Genomic DNA, 14731 nt, shown 5'->3' with positions numbered 1-14731 from the left:
GGCTCTGTTGCAAAAAATAGCGTTGGCTAGAGTAAATCTCTGATATTTTTGATTATGCGGTGTAAATATCGAATTGTCTTTCAATAAGACGGATTTCTCCTATGAGACCTTGCCCATATTTCCATGCATCCATCTGTCCTTTCTTGAACATGTGCATGAGTTCAAACCCCTTGATCGTTGCATAGGCGGTCTTCATGGATTTGAACCCGCGTACGGGATTTATCAGCTGTTTGAGTTTTCCATGATCAGCCTCGACAATATTGTTCAAGTACTTTACCTGCCGGTGTACCGTATCCTCAGGGCATTTCCCTTCTTCCTTCAACTCATCAATGGCAGGACCGAAAGTCGGCGCTTTATCTGTATTAATCGTCTGCGGATGTGCCCATGGTTTTATGGATTTGAGCGCTTTGCCTAGAAACCGTTTGGCGGCTTTCTTATTACGGGTAGGTGAAAGATAGAAATCAATCGTGTCACTGTGCTTATCAATAGCTCGGTACAAATATGTCCATTTCCCTTTAACCTTGACATAGGTTTCATCTACCCGCCAGCTGTAGCCCATCGTCGGCTTGTAGTACCACCGCATGCGTTTTTCCATATCGGGTGCATAATGTTGAACCCAACGATAAAGCGTTGTGTGATCGACTTCAAATCCACGCTCCAACATCATTTCTTCCAATTCACGATAGCTAATTCCGTATTTGCAGTACCATCTAACACAACCCAGGATTACGCCGCCATGGTAATGTCGCCATTTGAAATCCGACATTGAGAAATACCCTGAAAAAATTCAATAATGCACCAATTTGCTTATTTTTTGCAACAGAGCCTAATTTAGTTTGATAGTTAATACCGCACAGGGGCTTTGGCTCCTGTTTTGATTTATGAATGATCGAAAGTTTAGTAAAGCTCTCTATTCCATATTTAATTAGAGCTTACTCAAAAATTACAAATAACTGATTAAATTGAATAATAGTGTATTTTTTGGTAAAATAATGCACATAAATATGTAAATTAACACCAAAAACCGTGCACTATGATTCGTTATATCAGCCAAAAGCAATTGCCACTCGAAGGATTTGATACACCGCCGGGCATGATTCTTGACCCCAATAATCGCTGGGTAAAACTGAGAGATTGTCTACCGTGGGATGAATTGTCCGAGAGTTACTATAAGACGTTATGTTCAAGACTAGGTCGCCCAGCCAAAGATGCCAGAATTGTGATTGGAGCGGTGATTATTAAACATAAATTATCGATTTCAGATGAAGAGACTGTTAAACAGATTCGAGAGAATCCATATCTGCAATATTTCATTGGTCTGAAAGGTTTTCAAGCGAAGGCGCCGTTTGCGTCATCATTACTGGTTGAGATACGCAAGCGCATGGGTCAGACGGTATTTGATGAATTTCATGAGGCGATCATCGAAACGGTTGAACCTAGGCGGACAAAGAAGTCAGTCAAAGCAAGTGATGATGACAACGACGATGATGTATCAAATAGCGGTGAGGTAGGCAGCTGCGACACGGGTACCGCAATGGAAGCAGAGCAATCTTTGCCCGATGAGCCGCCGCGCAATCACGGCAAATTAATACTGGATGCCACCGTTGCAGAACAGGCCATACGCTATCCGACAGATCTTGGACTGCTGAATGAAGCGCGTGAATTGAGTGAGCGTATCATTGATGAACTGCATGCCAAAAGTAATCGTCCACAGAAAAAGAAGCCGCGCACTTATCGCGAGATTGCCAGAAAAGCCTACCTCGGCCTGGTTAAGTTAAGACGGCCATCCAACAGAAAACGCCGTGCCGGTATCAGGCAGCAATTGCAGTTTCTACAGCGGAATTTAAATCATATTGAAGCGATGCTGACGGAATATCCGCTTGGCACCCCCATACCGTTACCCAATTGGTTATTGCGCCGCTACTGGGTATTACCCCATCTGTACCGGCAACAATATGAGATGTACAAAACCAACACCAGACGTTGTGATGATCGCATTGTCAGTATCAGCCAGCCGTATCTTCGGCCCATTATCAGGGGAAAGCAAGGCAGGACAGTGGAATTTGGCGCCAAAATAAGCGTGAGTCTGACAGACAAAGGATTGGCGCATGTCGACAAGCTGCACTGGGATGCGCAACATGAAGGCCATGATCTTGAAGCGCAAGTTGAAGCCTACAAAAAGCGTTACGGCTATTATCCTGAAGTCGTCATTGCTGACACGCTATATGGTTCACGTGATAATCGCAGCTATCTGGAATGCAAGCATATCCGCTTTGCAGGCAAACCACTGGGGCGTCCGCCAAAGAGTACACCTGAAAACAAAGATGAGATCAAACGCCTGAAAGCACAACGCCGGCAGGAATATCGCGAGCGCATTCCAATTGAAGGAAAGTTTGGCCAAGGAAAATATGGTTATCGGCTCAACAATATTCGAGCCAAGCGCGCTGATACGTCTGCCGCATGGATTAATAGTATCTTCCTGGTTATGAACCTGCTCATCTTGGTGCGGGTTTTTATTTGCCTGAGGAATCTTGCTGCCAAAATAGCATTTTGGGTGACAAAAGAGTGCATGCCCAGAGAAATTCCGTTTGCGCGCGCCTGCCAATTCATCTCAAACCAGAATTTCTACTTGGCAGCACATAACTGATCGCTGAATTTCTGAATAAGCTCTAATTATGAACTCGCCTAAGAAGAGTACGACGCACATTATAGAGTCGGCCATTAAACAGTTCTATTCTTCATAGCAGAGAAAGCCGGAATACGGTGATTCTAGTAAATCTTTTTAATGGCCGGATCAATAATGTGGAAATACACATTATATTTCCACTTAATTGCGATTACTTTGCTAGCTGCTTGGCGCTCGCAAAGAAATACCCGGACATTTTGTTATCCAGCAACCGATTACAGCTTTGGGTAAAGCTGCTGTGATCCCATTCCATCTGTGTCCAACCTAACAGACTAGCGGTGCAGCAGGTTATGTTTAATCCACTCGACCAGTTAGAACGTATCGTGAGCAGCATCTCTAGTAGCAAGGTACACAGCAATTGCTCAAAAATTGCACTTCAAACTTGAACCCACCTTTCACAACTCTTTCTGCATTAACAAGTTATTCTGTGGTTGTTTAAACCTCATATTTCTATTCAAATGCCCCCGTTGAAGAAGAACTTACTTGATTCTTGATTATAAACACGGGGGCACGATCCATCTCAAATTTAACCCGAACGACTACTCTCGACTACTTGGAGATGATTAGTCTCTACTTTAGCAATATTTGGTGGATAACTTGCTGCATTATCGGTAGATTGCGTCACAACCGCCGCTAAAGTGAAAGTAATTGTATAAAGAATCGCAATTGCATAAACCACAACTAACTGGGGTGCTTTGATTAATTCTTTGGTTTCCATTGGTTTTACTCCTTTTAGTATATTGATTGGCTAGCTTTGCAAGTCGTTCGAGTGCGTTACTGACTGGCAAAAATAGCCCCATTCACAATACGCTCTTACAGGTTGACAATAACATTTCAAACTTAACAACTCTAAGAACATCACCTTAAATTACCAAGAGCGTATTTATTAAGGATGGACATAATTAGTTACTTAATTACAATAATATCCATGATAATTTTATGGATGAAACTTAATGCTCTAACCTTGAGATCAATGATACAGATGGATGGCAATGAAGAGAAGTACATAAAAATGAAACACTTTGTATCTAATATAGATACAATAATACTATGCAAGATCTCAGTCTTCTCCTAATTTTAGTAGGAGGTTTTGGTAATATTTCACGAAACATACATTGCTTGACATTTGTACATACATATTGTACATATATAAAATGCGCTATGAATGGAATCCGGATAAAGACAAAGCAAATCTAAAGAAACATGGCATTGGTTTTAATGAAGCGTGCCAAATTTTTAAAAATGATGTTTTTACATGGATTGATAATCGCAAAAATTACAACGAGACGCGAAAAATAAGCATTGGTTCGCTTGATGGGGAGATCATCATCGTTGTTGTTCATACAGATAGAAATGGTCTAACGCGTATTATTTCAGCGAGACCGGCCAAGATAAAAGAAAGGAGATTGTACAATGAGCATTTCAAAAAAACGTCTGAAGGAAATTAAAGCTATTAAGGATGAAGACATAGATTGCAGCGACATTCCAGAACTTGACGAGACTTTCTGGAAAAATGCAGTACTTGTGCATCCTGAGAAAAAAGAGCGTTTAACAGTGCGCTTTGATGCAGATATGGTCGAATGGTTTAAAAATCAGGGTAAAGGCTACCAAACCAAAATGAATACTGTTTTAAGAAGCTTTTACGAAGCTCATAAAAACGAATTGTAATTAGCGCCTTATTGCAAAGGATAATAAAACAGCTCTATTCTTTGCACCAGAATATTCTGTGGTTATTTCTCACCTGAAAGCTGTTTTATTATAAATAAATACAATCTGAAACATAATCACAATGATTCGATTCATTATTACCACGGCATTTTTTTTAGTCATCGCGCTTTTGGGCTACAATTATTTTTATGGCACTGCTCAGGAAAAAGAGCAAGCGCAAGAAATTTTTAGCAAAGGAGCCGAAGTTGTAGGTGCAGGTGCTGATCTCTTGAAATCTGAGTATCATAAATTTCAGAGTGGTAAGTATGACGAGGCACTTGATAATATCAATAATCTCTTAAGTAAAGTGAAAGAACAAGGTGGCGAATTACGCGAAGAAATTGATAGTTGGAAGCAAAGAAAAGAGCATTGGGACCAAAAACAGAATGACCTTCGAACATTGTTAAACTCCGATTCTGATTTCATAAACGAAGAAAAAGTTAAAAAAGCTATTGCAGCGTTAGAAAAAGAAAGAGAAATATTAGAAGGTGAAGGAAAACGATTAAAAGAAAAAGCAGAGTGATTACGTGTATTAGCTGTACTGGCTGGCATTAGTAATGATAAGGTTCGGCCCAAAAAATTGTTAAATTACAAGCCTGGCTTATTCGCTATTGTTGAGTTCCGACTGGTGATACACGCCAAACGATGTTGCCCACATCATCCGCCACGAGTAATGCACCTGTTTTGTCAAACGTTACCCCGACAGGCCGCCCTAATGCTTCTCCTTTTGTGTTAAGAAAGCCAGTGAGAAAATCAACTGGCATGCCCCTCGGTTTGCCCGCGCTAAACGGAACAAATACAACTTTGTATCCTGCTGGGGGATTGCGGTTCCATGATCCGTGCTCACCGATGAATGCTCCGTTTGCGAAGGCCGGTGGCATTGAATGACCGTTCGAGAAAGCAAGGCCTAGAGGTGCAACGTGGGTGCCAAGCGCATAATCAGGTGCAATTGCTTTAGCTACCATGTCAGGACGAGGTGGTTTGACTCTAGAGTCCACGTGTGCGCCGAAGTAGCTCCATGGCCAACCGTAGAACGCCCCGTCTTTTACGGACGTCAGATAGTCTGGAACGAGATCGTTCCCAAGCTCGTCTCGTTCATTGACGACGGTCCACAAGGCATTAGTCTCGGGTTCCCAAGCGAGCCCATTAGGATTACGCAGCCCACTGGCGTACAGCCGTTTCTCTCCGGTCTGAATATCCAACTCCCAGATGGCAGCTCTTCCTTCTTCAATATCTAAACCATTTTCTCCCACGTTACTATTAGATCCAACCGTTACATAGAGCTTTTTACCATCGGCACTGGCTAGTAGATTTTTCGTCCAATGATGGTTAATACCGGCGGGAAGATCAGTGACTTTGACTGGCACAGTATTGATTTCAGTTTGACCATCTGTATATGGCACTTTGATAATAGCATCTGCGTTTGCGATATATAGCTCATCGCCCACTAATGCGAGGCCAAAAGGAGACATCAAGTCTTTCATAAATACCGTACGATGCTTCGCGGTTCCATCCGGACTGACGCCACGGAGAAGTGTAATTCGATCAGCACTTGGAGGATTTGCTCCAGCGCGCTTCATCACCATCGACTGCACCTTTCCACGAAGTCGAGCAAAAAAACCTTTATCGACATCTGCTGGCTTGGGAGGTTTGTTGCTCTCCACGACAAGGATATCGCCGTTAGGCATGGTGTAGAGCCAACGGGGATGGTCCAGGTCACGCGCTAAGGCAGTAACCTGAAAACCTGCTGGCGCTAACGGCATTGCCGTGGCAGGCCATCCTACCGCTTTGGCTACTTTGATGGTAGGAATCAGTGCTGTTGTCGGCGGAGGTAATTGAGGATTGGCTCCAACACCTGTTTCGAACGGTAGTCTGGAAGGCCCTTCACAAGCTGTCAGCATGGCAGCGAATGTCACTAGCATTGAAATTTTATACTTGAGTTGTAACTTCATATTATTCCTTATAATTAGGCGATTCCAATGAATTAACAGCTTATTATTAGAGCTTAATAAAGATCAATTTACAGTGATTTCCCTATGGCTGCCATATTACGTGATAAGTTTAGGCAACACGGTGGGACGAGGCAGAAAATTTGTGCCGGATTGATATTTGTACTCAATGCGGTTTCTGGCACATAGTTACAAACTGCTTTGCAAACATCCGAGCTAAAAAGGTGATGCTTGGAGTTACTATATTCCTCCACAGATATAATTCTACCTAAGAGAAACACGATGTGCTTTTATGTGAAAATACCCATTAAGGATATCTATCTATTACACAAACATGATTTCTTGCAATTTCTTTAACCACTAACAGGAACATTATAATGAACAAAACTGAATTAATTGAAGCGGTTGCTACCCGATCTAATACCACCAAAGCGCAGACAACGGCCATGTTGAATGGATTGATTGAGGTTATTCAAACAAATATGGCAAGTGGCGACAATGTCCAGTTAGTAGGATTTGGTACTTTTTCAGTGTCAGATCGTGCCGGTAGGGAAGGGCGCAATCCAGCAACGGGTGAATCCATGACCATCCCGGCTAAAAAGGTCGTTAAATTCAAGCCAGGCGCAGCTTTGTCAGAAGCGGTTGCGAATGGAAAAAAGAAATAAATTGTTTTGTAAGTGCTAATGGGAGGAGGCAGGGAACAACCCAGTGACAGATAATTTTTTGGAACAGAAAAATTTACAATGGGTTTCGTTCCTGTGACCCATGTTTTACGGAAGGTGTCCTTGATTTTGTGTAAACAGCATTACATTAACTGTAATAGCAGCAGTCAGCCGCTTATCACCCATACTTTCGGTATCGTGGTTGTGTTCCATGATTATTCCAATATTTTGGTTAGCTATACATTACATCGTGTGTAACTATTTTTTCCTTGAACCTGGTTATTTATATTTATTACACAGACTCAATGTGGGAGTAATCAGAGATACGCGTCAAGAAAGTAAAATTATATTTTTTAAAAAGCTTTAATTTGAGATCGGAAATTTTTTACCACAATATATTCTATTGAAGATACAATGCGCCATATGTGTAGATTTTTTACCGTCAATTCAGTAGTTTTAGCGCTATGTGTCAGCTTATTGGCAAACGGGCTTGCTTCGGCATTTCATGGCGAAGTCTTTATGCATGAACTTGGTCACAACCACCAACACATTCTCTCAACAGCAGAAACAGCGCATGCAGAACATCCGTATAACGAATTTTCTGATGATAAGAATTTAGATCTTTCAGCACACATATGTTTTAGTACGGTACATCAACCCATTGTATTTACAAAACTGCCATTAATACCTACTGTGACTGGTAAAGAGATTCTATCTACATCTATTACTTTCCAAATTCCAAAATCTATTCCGGATTCTCCGTTTCGTCCCCCTCGAAGTATCTTTCCCAGTTAAAACGTTAGACTAAACTGCTTGAGTTGCCAACATTCAATTTAGGAATTTTTGGGCTAGCTCGTATTGGCAACTCAGAGCAGATATGATGGATACGTTTGCCGTGGGTATGTCGCCCTATCTAATACGAGCTTGATGCAGTATTTGGCCCTGATAGGTTGAGATCTATAGCTTAGCTCTCCTGCTGAGTTGGTTCGGGTTCGTCGTTAATTCTAGTCTTTCTCGTTTTTTCTAGAGCTATTTCTTTGTTGTAGCAATCGAAGCTCACTACTATGAAAACAACATAGCGATTCTATGGGATATTGCAGATCCTGACCTAACCATTAGGGGCCTGACGATTCTTTGCTTTTTATTTAAGAATTAAACAGAGATATGATTAATAGCATCATTTATTTTTCTATAAAAAATAAACTCATTGTCGGTTTGCTAACCCTTGCCATCATAGGTGTAGGGATATACTCAATGTTTACTGTAAATCTTGGTTCCGTACCTGATATCACCAATAATCAGATACAAGTGATCACTGTTTCTCAAAATTTGGGTACTAAAGACATAGAGCAATTTGTAACTTTTCCGATAGAGTTGGCTATGGCCAACCTGCCAGGCGTTACAGAGATCCGTTCCATCTCTCGCTTTGGCCTTTCAGTCGTTACCATTGTTTTTGAAGATAGTATGGGCACCTATCTGCCACGACAATTAGCACAGGAGAAACTAATTGAAGTAAGACGACAAATACCTGAAAACTTTGGGAGTCCATCACTGGGACCTATTACCACTGGGTTAGGGGAAATTTATCAGTACACCCTAATGCCAAAGCCAGGGTATGAGACTGTGTACTCGCCGACTGAACTACGCACCATTCAAGACTGGATCGTAAGGCGACAACTGGCACTGGTTGAGGGCGTCGTTGGGATAAATGCCTTTGGTGGAAAAATTAAACAATATGAAATAGCTATCAATCCGAAAAAGCTTAACGCCAATAATATTTCAATTTCTGAGGTGTTTGAGGCGCTGCAGCGCAATAATGCCAATACAGGTGGGGCCTACATTGAAAAAAATCAAATGGCCAATTTTATCCGTGGAGAAGGCTTGGTACGTACTCTCGATGACATACGGAATATTGCCATAAAGAACGAAAATGGCATTCCGACTTTAATCGGTGATATCGTGGAAAAAGTACATTTTGGTCATCAGGTGCGCTATGGGGCTTTTACGCAGGATGGCCGAGAAGCTGTAGGTGGCATGATCTTAATGTTAAGAGGATCAAATTCCAATGCAGTTATTCAAAATGTACAGAAGCGCATTAAAGAGGTTCAGAAGTCGTTGCCTGAAGGTTTAGAAATTAAGCCGTTTCTGGACCGAAGCGCACTTATTCAACGAACCACGAACACAGTAGCCCAGAACCTTACAGAAGGCGCACTCATTGTAATTTTTGTCCTGGTCATACTTCTGGGAAGTTTAAGGGGAGGCATAATTACGGCCACTACCATACCTTTATCGTTACTGTTTGCTTTTATCCTGATGAAACAATTCGACATATCGGCGAATCTGATGAGCCTGGGGGCTATTGATTTTGGGATCATCGTTGATGGAGCAGTGATCATAATTGAAGGTACCGTATTTGAAATTCAAAAACGTATTAAAGCAGGGATAGTCGAGTTCGATCAGGATGTCATGGACAAGGCTTCCTATGAAGCCAGTAGTACTATGATGAATACCGCATTTTTCGGACAAATTATTATACTGATTGTGTTTACGCCCATTCTGTTCCTTACTGGAGTGGAAGGAAAAATGTTTCAACCTATGGCCTATACATTTAGTTTTGCCATGCTAGGAGCCATTATCCTTTGCCTGACTTATGTTCCCATGATGTCTGCCTTGCTTTTAAAGCCGGTGAAAAATAGAAAGAATAGGTTCGGAAGGTTTGAGCGATGGTTAGAACAAAGCGGAAACAAAATATTTAGCGGCATTCATCGCATCTACTTGCCATTACTTGAAAGCGCATTGCGGTTCAAAGCAACTATCCTGATTTTGTCGATTATGTTGCTAGGTGCTGCCATTTTTACTTTCTCCAGAATGGGTGGCGAGTTTATACCCCAGCTAGATGAAGGTGATATTGCCATGCAAGCACTTATCAGGCCCGGTAGCGGGCTTGAGGAGGCAATTGATATTTCAATTAAAATTGAAAATATTTTATTGGCTAATTTTCCTGAAATAAAAACCGCCGTTGCTCGGATTGGTGTAGCAGAAATTCCTACAGATCCTATGCCGATGGACATAGCTGATATGTTCATTATTCTGGAAAAAGACAGAGATAAATGGACTTCTGCAACAACAAAAGAAGCGCTTGTTGAAAAAATAAAAGACAAGCTTGATAGTGAATTGGTAGGTGTTAATCTGGTTTTCAGCCAGCCGGTGGAATTACGTTTTAATGAACTTTTAACGGGTGTTAGGGAAGATGTAGCCGTAAAGTTATACGGTGAAGATCTTGATGTGCTGGCGCAAAAAGCAGAAGAGATGAGTCAAATCATCCAGACCATACCGGGCGTGGGAGATGTTAACGCAGAAAGAATCTCTGGACTACCTCAAATTACTGTTCGCTATAACCGTAAAAAAATAGCCCAGTACGGGGTGAATATTGAACAGTTGAACGAATATGTAAGTTCTGCATTTGCCGGTGGTGTGACCGGAGTGATTTTTGAAGGAGAAAAACGCTTCGAAATGGTTATACGCTTTGATGAAGCATACCAGAAAAGTATTGAAGATTTGCGTGCCTTGTTTATCGATTTACCTGACGGCACACAGGTTCCACTCAAAGAAGTGGCCGATATTAATTATGCACCGGGGCCGATGCAAATATCCCGTGACGATACATTTCGAAGAACTTATGTCGGCGTGAACACCAGAGGGCGCGATGTGGAATCTGTAGTTTTGGATATTCAGCAAAAACTGGGTGCTGAATTAGACTTGCCATCTGGCTATTACATTGCATACGGCGGTGAGTTTGAAAACTTGCAAAGAGCCAAGAGCCGGCTAACCATTGTGGTACCAATTGTACTGCTGATAATTTTTGTGTTGCTGTATTTTGCCCTGAAGTCAGTTTCCAAATCAATCATGATCTATGCTGCGATTCCTTTAGCAGCGATAGGTGGCGTATTCGCGCTTTGGCTACGGGACATGCCTTTTAGTATTTCAGCAGGAATTGGTTTCATTGTGCTGTTTGGAGTTGCTGTATTGAATGGGCTTGTATTAATTCATCGATTCGACACGCTAAAAGAAGAAGGCATAACTAGTATCAAGGAGCGCATCATTACTGGAACCAAAGAAAGAATCAGACCTATTTTCCTTACAGCGTCAACCGATATTTTAGGATTCTTGCCCATGGCAATATCAGAGTCAGCCGGAGCTGAAGTACAGCGGCCACTGGCGACTGTAGTCATTGGCGGTATGCTTACAGCCACTCTACTTACCCTTGTGATGCTTCCGATACTTTACACTTTGGTGGAAAATCGAAGCAATAACAAGAAAAATCTTAAGCGCCCAAACACAAATGCATTGCTTGTGTTAATTGTATGTGGTGGGCTGACGAGTATTCTACTTAGTGCTGCCTCTACAGTGAGAGCGCAATCACATCAGGTAGATAACCTGCCAACAATTACTTTGGAGCAAGCTAGAGAACGGGCAGTAGAGAATTATCCAAAAATACAATCGGCCAGATTGGCAATAGAAAGCCAAGATGCTTTGAAGAAAACCGCCTGGAACCTTGGTACCACAACAATCTACACCGGAGGAGAAGAAGTTGGCAATGGTTCAAATGGCATCTATACAAAATTTGGTATTAAACAGGATCAGATCGATGTGCTTGGTATTCTCCCTAAACTAAAATTGCAGGAGGAGCGTGTAAAACTGGCTGAAAGCGCGTTTAATCTGTCTGTAATTGAAGTAGAACTGGAAGTGAGCCGAGCTTGGGCAACGGCATATGCAGCTAAAAATAATTATCAGGTATTCCAACGACTGAGCTCTATTTTTGCGGATATTGAAAGAGCTGCCAAATTGAGGCTAGAAGTAGAAGCGACGTCCAAGCTTGAGTATCTGGCTACCGCAAACCAGGGTAACCAGGTACAAATTCAAAAAGAACAGGCATATCGCGATTATTTGAGCTCGTTGCAGCGATTGAATCTATGGTTTGTCAGCGATACGCTGTTTACTGTGCCGGATATACCACCGAACCAGTTAGACAGTCCATTAAAATTAGTTGCAGATTCTTTAGACAATCACCCGGTACTCACTGTTTCCAAACAACAGATAAACGTGGCAGAGGCGACCATCAACGAACGATACACGCAGTTCTATCCCAAGTTGAATTTGCAGTACGGCAAGCAAGAGCTCCTTGGTCAGCCGGGGTTTCATCAGTTTATGGTAGGTGTTCAGATACCTTTATTTTTTGGTCCAGAGCTGGGTAGAACACAGTCGGCTAAAATTGAACACTCAATTGCTGCTCAAAATCTTCAACAAACTCAACTGGAACTGAAAGCAGCTTATAAAAATATCCGTGAGCAGTACTTAAAGTGGCTAAATTCGTGGCAATACTACCGAGATACGGCGCTTCCTATGGCAAGAGAACAACAAACCGGAGCAGTTTTTGCCTATAAGGAAGGTGCTATAGATTATGTAACGTTTCTGCAAAATATGAGGGAGGCGATCCGAATTGAAGTGGACTCCTGGGATGCCTTTGGTAATTATTTAGGTAGTCGTTATCAGCTGGAGTATTTCTTAAAAACATCGAATTTATAATTAATTTCAAATGGATAAAGAATAAATTAACATGAGAGTTTACATCCCATATCTACTTGTTTTGATGTTGGCAGTATCTTTATTTAACGGCTGTAGCGGCAAATCAGATGATATCAATGATTCTGGCAAAAGCAATCATCAAGAGCCCTCAAAAAGTAATTCTCACAATGAACATGCTCATGAAGATCATGAAGAAGGAGGATTAGGAACGGTGCATCTATCCACCTCAAAGTTTAATAGTCTTGGTATCAAGGTAGATAGTATGCCTACGCGATCTATATCGGACGTGGTAGATATTAATGGGAGGCTGGCGGTATTTCCACAACATCAGGCCGTAGTTACAGCTATTTTAGGCGCCAATATAACGTCCATTAAAGTGATAGAAGGAGAGAAAGTGAAGAAAGGGCAAGTACTGGCTTATCTTTCACACCCTAATCTCACAAATCTCCAAACCGCTTATATAAGAGCCTATAGCCAAATGCAATATCTTCGAAAAGAGTTCGATCGTCAAAAAAGGCTTTATGATGAAGGAGTAGGCGCCGGAAAGACCTATCAGCAAACAAAAGCTGATTATCAAGCAATTAAAGGGGAAGTAAAAGGCTTTGAAGCGCAACTGAAGCAATTAAGCATGAATGTGGAAAAAATTAAGGATGGAAACATTTATGTAGATGTGCCAGTAGTAAGTCCCATTGATGGCAACATTGAAAAAGTATTGGTACAGATAGGTCAGTTTGTAGATGCGCAGGCAGAAATACTTGGGATTATCAATATTGATCATGTTCATGCCGACCTAATGATTTTCGAAAAAGATGTGTACAAAATAAGAGAAGGCCAAAAAGTATCTTTTACAGTGGAATCGGTTCCGGGTAAGAATTTAACTGCCACAATATCTGCAGTCGGTAAGAATTTTGAGCAGAATCCTAGGATTGTTCATGTACATGCGGAGATTGATCAAAAAGAGCCGCTTCTTATCCCAGGAATGTACATTAATGGAAGAATCTACACAGAAAGTTCGTTAGTAAAAGCTCTGCCAGAAGAGGCCATCATTGGGGAAGAAGGTAAAACCTACATTTTTAAGGCGGAAGTACATCGAGAAGATGGAAAAATGGAGTGGGAGTTTACCCCTGTAGAAATCAGAACAGGCGCATCTGATGAAGGATGGGTGGAAATCAATCTGCTGGAGCCATTACCAAATGATACTCAGGTAGCTTGGAACAAGGCTTATTACTTGATCGCAGAGATGAAGAAAAGCGAGACCTCACACGAACATTAGGGTTTCTTTACAACAATATCATTAATATAAATTGTGCATATCAGAAAGAGTCTTGGTCTTAAAAGGGTCTATCCTGTATTCGGTATAACACCCGATAATTCCCTATTATTAAGTGTCTGATTTCATAGTCATAGTAACGATCTTCAAAAGCGATAGGGAAACGTGCAGGAAAATCTTTTAATGTTTGTATTTTGTCATAGATAGAAAAATACCAACGGGCCGCATTATTCGAGGAATCCTTGGCAATATAGAGATAAATGTTTTCTATTTCTTTTGCAGCTTCTGGTGCAATGTTAATCTTGTATTGCGTCACGCTTCAAGTTATGTTTCTTTGTGAATTTATCAAAAAACTCACTAGCAGGAATTCCTTTGCCTTCATCATGAGATTTGGCTGCTTGTGCTATTTTCTCCAGCGTTTCTAATAAATCTATCATTTCTTCGTAGGCTCTAGCATCTTGAATGACCAATTCGGCTTTACCGTTCACAGTCAATATTTCAGGTTTTCCTGTTTCTTTTAAGCGTTTGATATGCTCCGCAGGTTTGCGGCTGAAATCTGAAACGGGGTTTATAGCGTTCATTCTAAACATACGGATCCCTCAACAAATTATTTACAGATTATAATCAGTTTATAGAATGGTATGTGGTTTGACAAGCTTAACGGAAGAAATTTAGAGGGCTTGCTCCAGAGTAGTTGGCTGGAGGAGTTGCGCCATATTAACGCTTTGATTTTTAGTTCTTTTCTTAAAGACCAATATTTTCAAATAGATGGTCAAAACAATTCCAGCCGCAATTAAAGTGATAAATGAAGCAAGGATATTCAAGTTGGGTTCACAGGCTTATTGGAGATACTGGGTTTTCCGCACCGTTG

13 protein-coding genes are annotated in these 14731 nt (G+C 41.4%); 8 read left to right on the top strand and 5 right to left on the bottom strand.

Going from position 1 to position 14731, the window contains the following annotated elements; genetic code table 11:
* Positions 1 to 52: 52 nt before the first annotated feature.
* A complete protein-coding gene (locus NSMM_RS01875; RefSeq protein WP_090284054.1) occupies positions 53 to 766 on the bottom strand; it encodes an IS6 family transposase in 714 nt (237 codons plus the stop codon).
* 267 nt (positions 767 to 1033) lie between these two features.
* On the opposite strand from NSMM_RS01875, the gene NSMM_RS01870 reads away from it, so the two are divergent.
* Positions 1034 to 2647, top strand: coding sequence for an IS5 family transposase (locus tag NSMM_RS01870; protein WP_090284052.1), 1614 nt, complete (start codon positions 1034 to 1036; stop codon positions 2645 to 2647).
* A gap of 565 nt (positions 2648 to 3212) precedes the next feature.
* Here the strand turns inward: NSMM_RS01870 and NSMM_RS01865 are convergent.
* Positions 3213 to 3404: a hypothetical protein gene (locus tag NSMM_RS01865; protein WP_090284050.1), complete on the bottom strand. Its 192-nt coding sequence runs from the start codon at positions 3402 to 3404 to the stop codon at positions 3213 to 3215.
* 436 nt (positions 3405 to 3840) lie between these two features.
* On the opposite strand from NSMM_RS01865, the gene NSMM_RS01860 reads away from it, so the two are divergent.
* From NSMM_RS01860 to NSMM_RS01850, 3 genes are all read left to right on the top strand, one after another.
* Positions 3841 to 4134: a BrnT family toxin gene (locus NSMM_RS01860; protein ID WP_090284048.1), complete on the top strand. Its 294-nt coding sequence runs from the start codon at positions 3841 to 3843 to the stop codon at positions 4132 to 4134.
* The gene (locus tag NSMM_RS01855; protein WP_090284046.1) at positions 4100 to 4354 is read left to right on the top strand and encodes a BrnA antitoxin family protein; all 255 of its coding nucleotides are present in this window, start codon (positions 4100 to 4102) and stop codon (positions 4352 to 4354) included. The genes NSMM_RS01860 and NSMM_RS01855 overlap by 35 nt, the downstream gene beginning before the upstream one ends.
* Before the next feature lie 121 nt (positions 4355 to 4475).
* A complete protein-coding gene (locus NSMM_RS01850) occupies positions 4476 to 4916 on the top strand; it encodes a hypothetical protein (protein ID WP_090284044.1) in 441 nt (146 codons plus the stop codon).
* A gap of 85 nt (positions 4917 to 5001) precedes the next feature.
* Here the strand turns inward: NSMM_RS01850 and NSMM_RS01845 are convergent, their stop codons facing one another.
* On the bottom strand, positions 5002 to 6345 hold the full coding sequence (locus NSMM_RS01845; protein ID WP_090284042.1) for a PQQ-dependent sugar dehydrogenase: 1344 nt from the start codon (positions 6343 to 6345) through the stop codon (positions 5002 to 5004).
* A 374-nt stretch (positions 6346 to 6719) separates the two neighbouring features.
* Here NSMM_RS01845 and NSMM_RS01840 point away from each other — a divergent pair, with 374 nt between their 5' ends.
* The 4 genes from NSMM_RS01840 (at position 6720) to NSMM_RS01825 (ending at position 13863) form a co-directional block, all read left to right on the top strand.
* Complete coding sequence (locus NSMM_RS01840; RefSeq protein ID WP_090284040.1) at positions 6720 to 7007, top strand: HU family DNA-binding protein; 288 nt, start codon at positions 6720 to 6722, stop codon at positions 7005 to 7007.
* Between the two features lie 411 nt (positions 7008 to 7418).
* Positions 7419 to 7799 (top strand): hypothetical protein, encoded by a 381-nt coding sequence (locus tag NSMM_RS15920; protein ID WP_245654642.1) that lies wholly within the window; start codon positions 7419 to 7421, stop codon positions 7797 to 7799.
* A gap of 369 nt (positions 7800 to 8168) precedes the next feature.
* Positions 8169 to 12590 carry a CusA/CzcA family heavy metal efflux RND transporter gene (locus NSMM_RS01830; RefSeq protein WP_090284037.1) on the top strand — a complete coding sequence of 1474 codons (4422 nt, stop codon included), beginning with the start codon at positions 8169 to 8171 and terminating at the stop codon, positions 12588 to 12590.
* Positions 12591 to 12621: 31 nt separating this feature from the next.
* On the top strand, positions 12622 to 13863 hold the full coding sequence (locus NSMM_RS01825) for an efflux RND transporter periplasmic adaptor subunit (protein ID WP_090284035.1): 1242 nt from the start codon (positions 12622 to 12624) through the stop codon (positions 13861 to 13863).
* A 58-nt stretch (positions 13864 to 13921) separates the two neighbouring features.
* Here the strand turns inward: NSMM_RS01825 and NSMM_RS01820 are convergent, their stop codons facing one another.
* Positions 13922 to 14176: a type II toxin-antitoxin system RelE/ParE family toxin gene (locus tag NSMM_RS01820; protein WP_090284033.1), complete on the bottom strand. Its 255-nt coding sequence runs from the start codon at positions 14174 to 14176 to the stop codon at positions 13922 to 13924.
* Positions 14157 to 14450 carry a type II toxin-antitoxin system Phd/YefM family antitoxin gene (locus NSMM_RS01815; protein WP_090284031.1) on the bottom strand — a complete coding sequence of 98 codons (294 nt, stop codon included), beginning with the start codon at positions 14448 to 14450 and terminating at the stop codon, positions 14157 to 14159. Before NSMM_RS01815 ends, NSMM_RS01820 begins: the two co-directional genes overlap by 20 nt.
* Between the last annotated feature and the right edge of the window lie 281 nt (positions 14451 to 14731).

Source organism: Nitrosomonas mobilis, from assembly GCF_900103035.1.
Lineage (GTDB): Bacteria > Pseudomonadota > Gammaproteobacteria > Burkholderiales > Nitrosomonadaceae > Nitrosomonas > Nitrosomonas mobilis.
Note: the sequence above shows the minus strand (reverse complement) of the source record. Positions and strands in the feature narration are given on the sequence as shown.

What these genes read in the sequence shown, in the direction of transcription:
- NSMM_RS01840 (WP_090284040.1), top strand. Translation starts at nt 6,720, where the DNA reads ATGAACAAAACTGAATTAATTGAAGCGGTTGCTACCCGATCTAATACC.
- NSMM_RS01870 (WP_090284052.1), top strand. Translation starts at nt 1,034, where the DNA reads ATGATTCGTTATATCAGCCAAAAGCAATTGCCACTCGAAGGATTTGAT.
- NSMM_RS01855 (WP_090284046.1), top strand. Translation starts at nt 4,100, where the DNA reads ATGAGCATTTCAAAAAAACGTCTGAAGGAAATTAAAGCTATTAAGGAT.
- NSMM_RS01830 (WP_090284037.1), top strand. Translation starts at nt 8,169, where the DNA reads ATGATTAATAGCATCATTTATTTTTCTATAAAAAATAAACTCATTGTC.
- NSMM_RS01825 (WP_090284035.1), top strand. Translation starts at nt 12,622, where the DNA reads ATGAGAGTTTACATCCCATATCTACTTGTTTTGATGTTGGCAGTATCT.
- NSMM_RS01845 (WP_090284042.1), bottom strand. Translation starts at nt 6,345, where the DNA reads ATGAAGTTACAACTCAAGTATAAAATTTCAATGCTAGTGACATTCGCT.
- NSMM_RS01865 (WP_090284050.1), bottom strand. Translation starts at nt 3,404, where the DNA reads ATGGAAACCAAAGAATTAATCAAAGCACCCCAGTTAGTTGTGGTTTAT.
- NSMM_RS01850 (WP_090284044.1), top strand. Translation starts at nt 4,476, where the DNA reads ATGATTCGATTCATTATTACCACGGCATTTTTTTTAGTCATCGCGCTT.
- NSMM_RS01875 (WP_090284054.1), bottom strand. Translation starts at nt 766, where the DNA reads ATGTCGGATTTCAAATGGCGACATTACCATGGCGGCGTAATCCTGGGT.
- NSMM_RS15920 (WP_245654642.1), top strand. Translation starts at nt 7,419, where the DNA reads ATGCGCCATATGTGTAGATTTTTTACCGTCAATTCAGTAGTTTTAGCG.
- NSMM_RS01860 (WP_090284048.1), top strand. Translation starts at nt 3,841, where the DNA reads ATGCGCTATGAATGGAATCCGGATAAAGACAAAGCAAATCTAAAGAAA.
- NSMM_RS01815 (WP_090284031.1), bottom strand. Translation starts at nt 14,450, where the DNA reads ATGTTTAGAATGAACGCTATAAACCCCGTTTCAGATTTCAGCCGCAAA.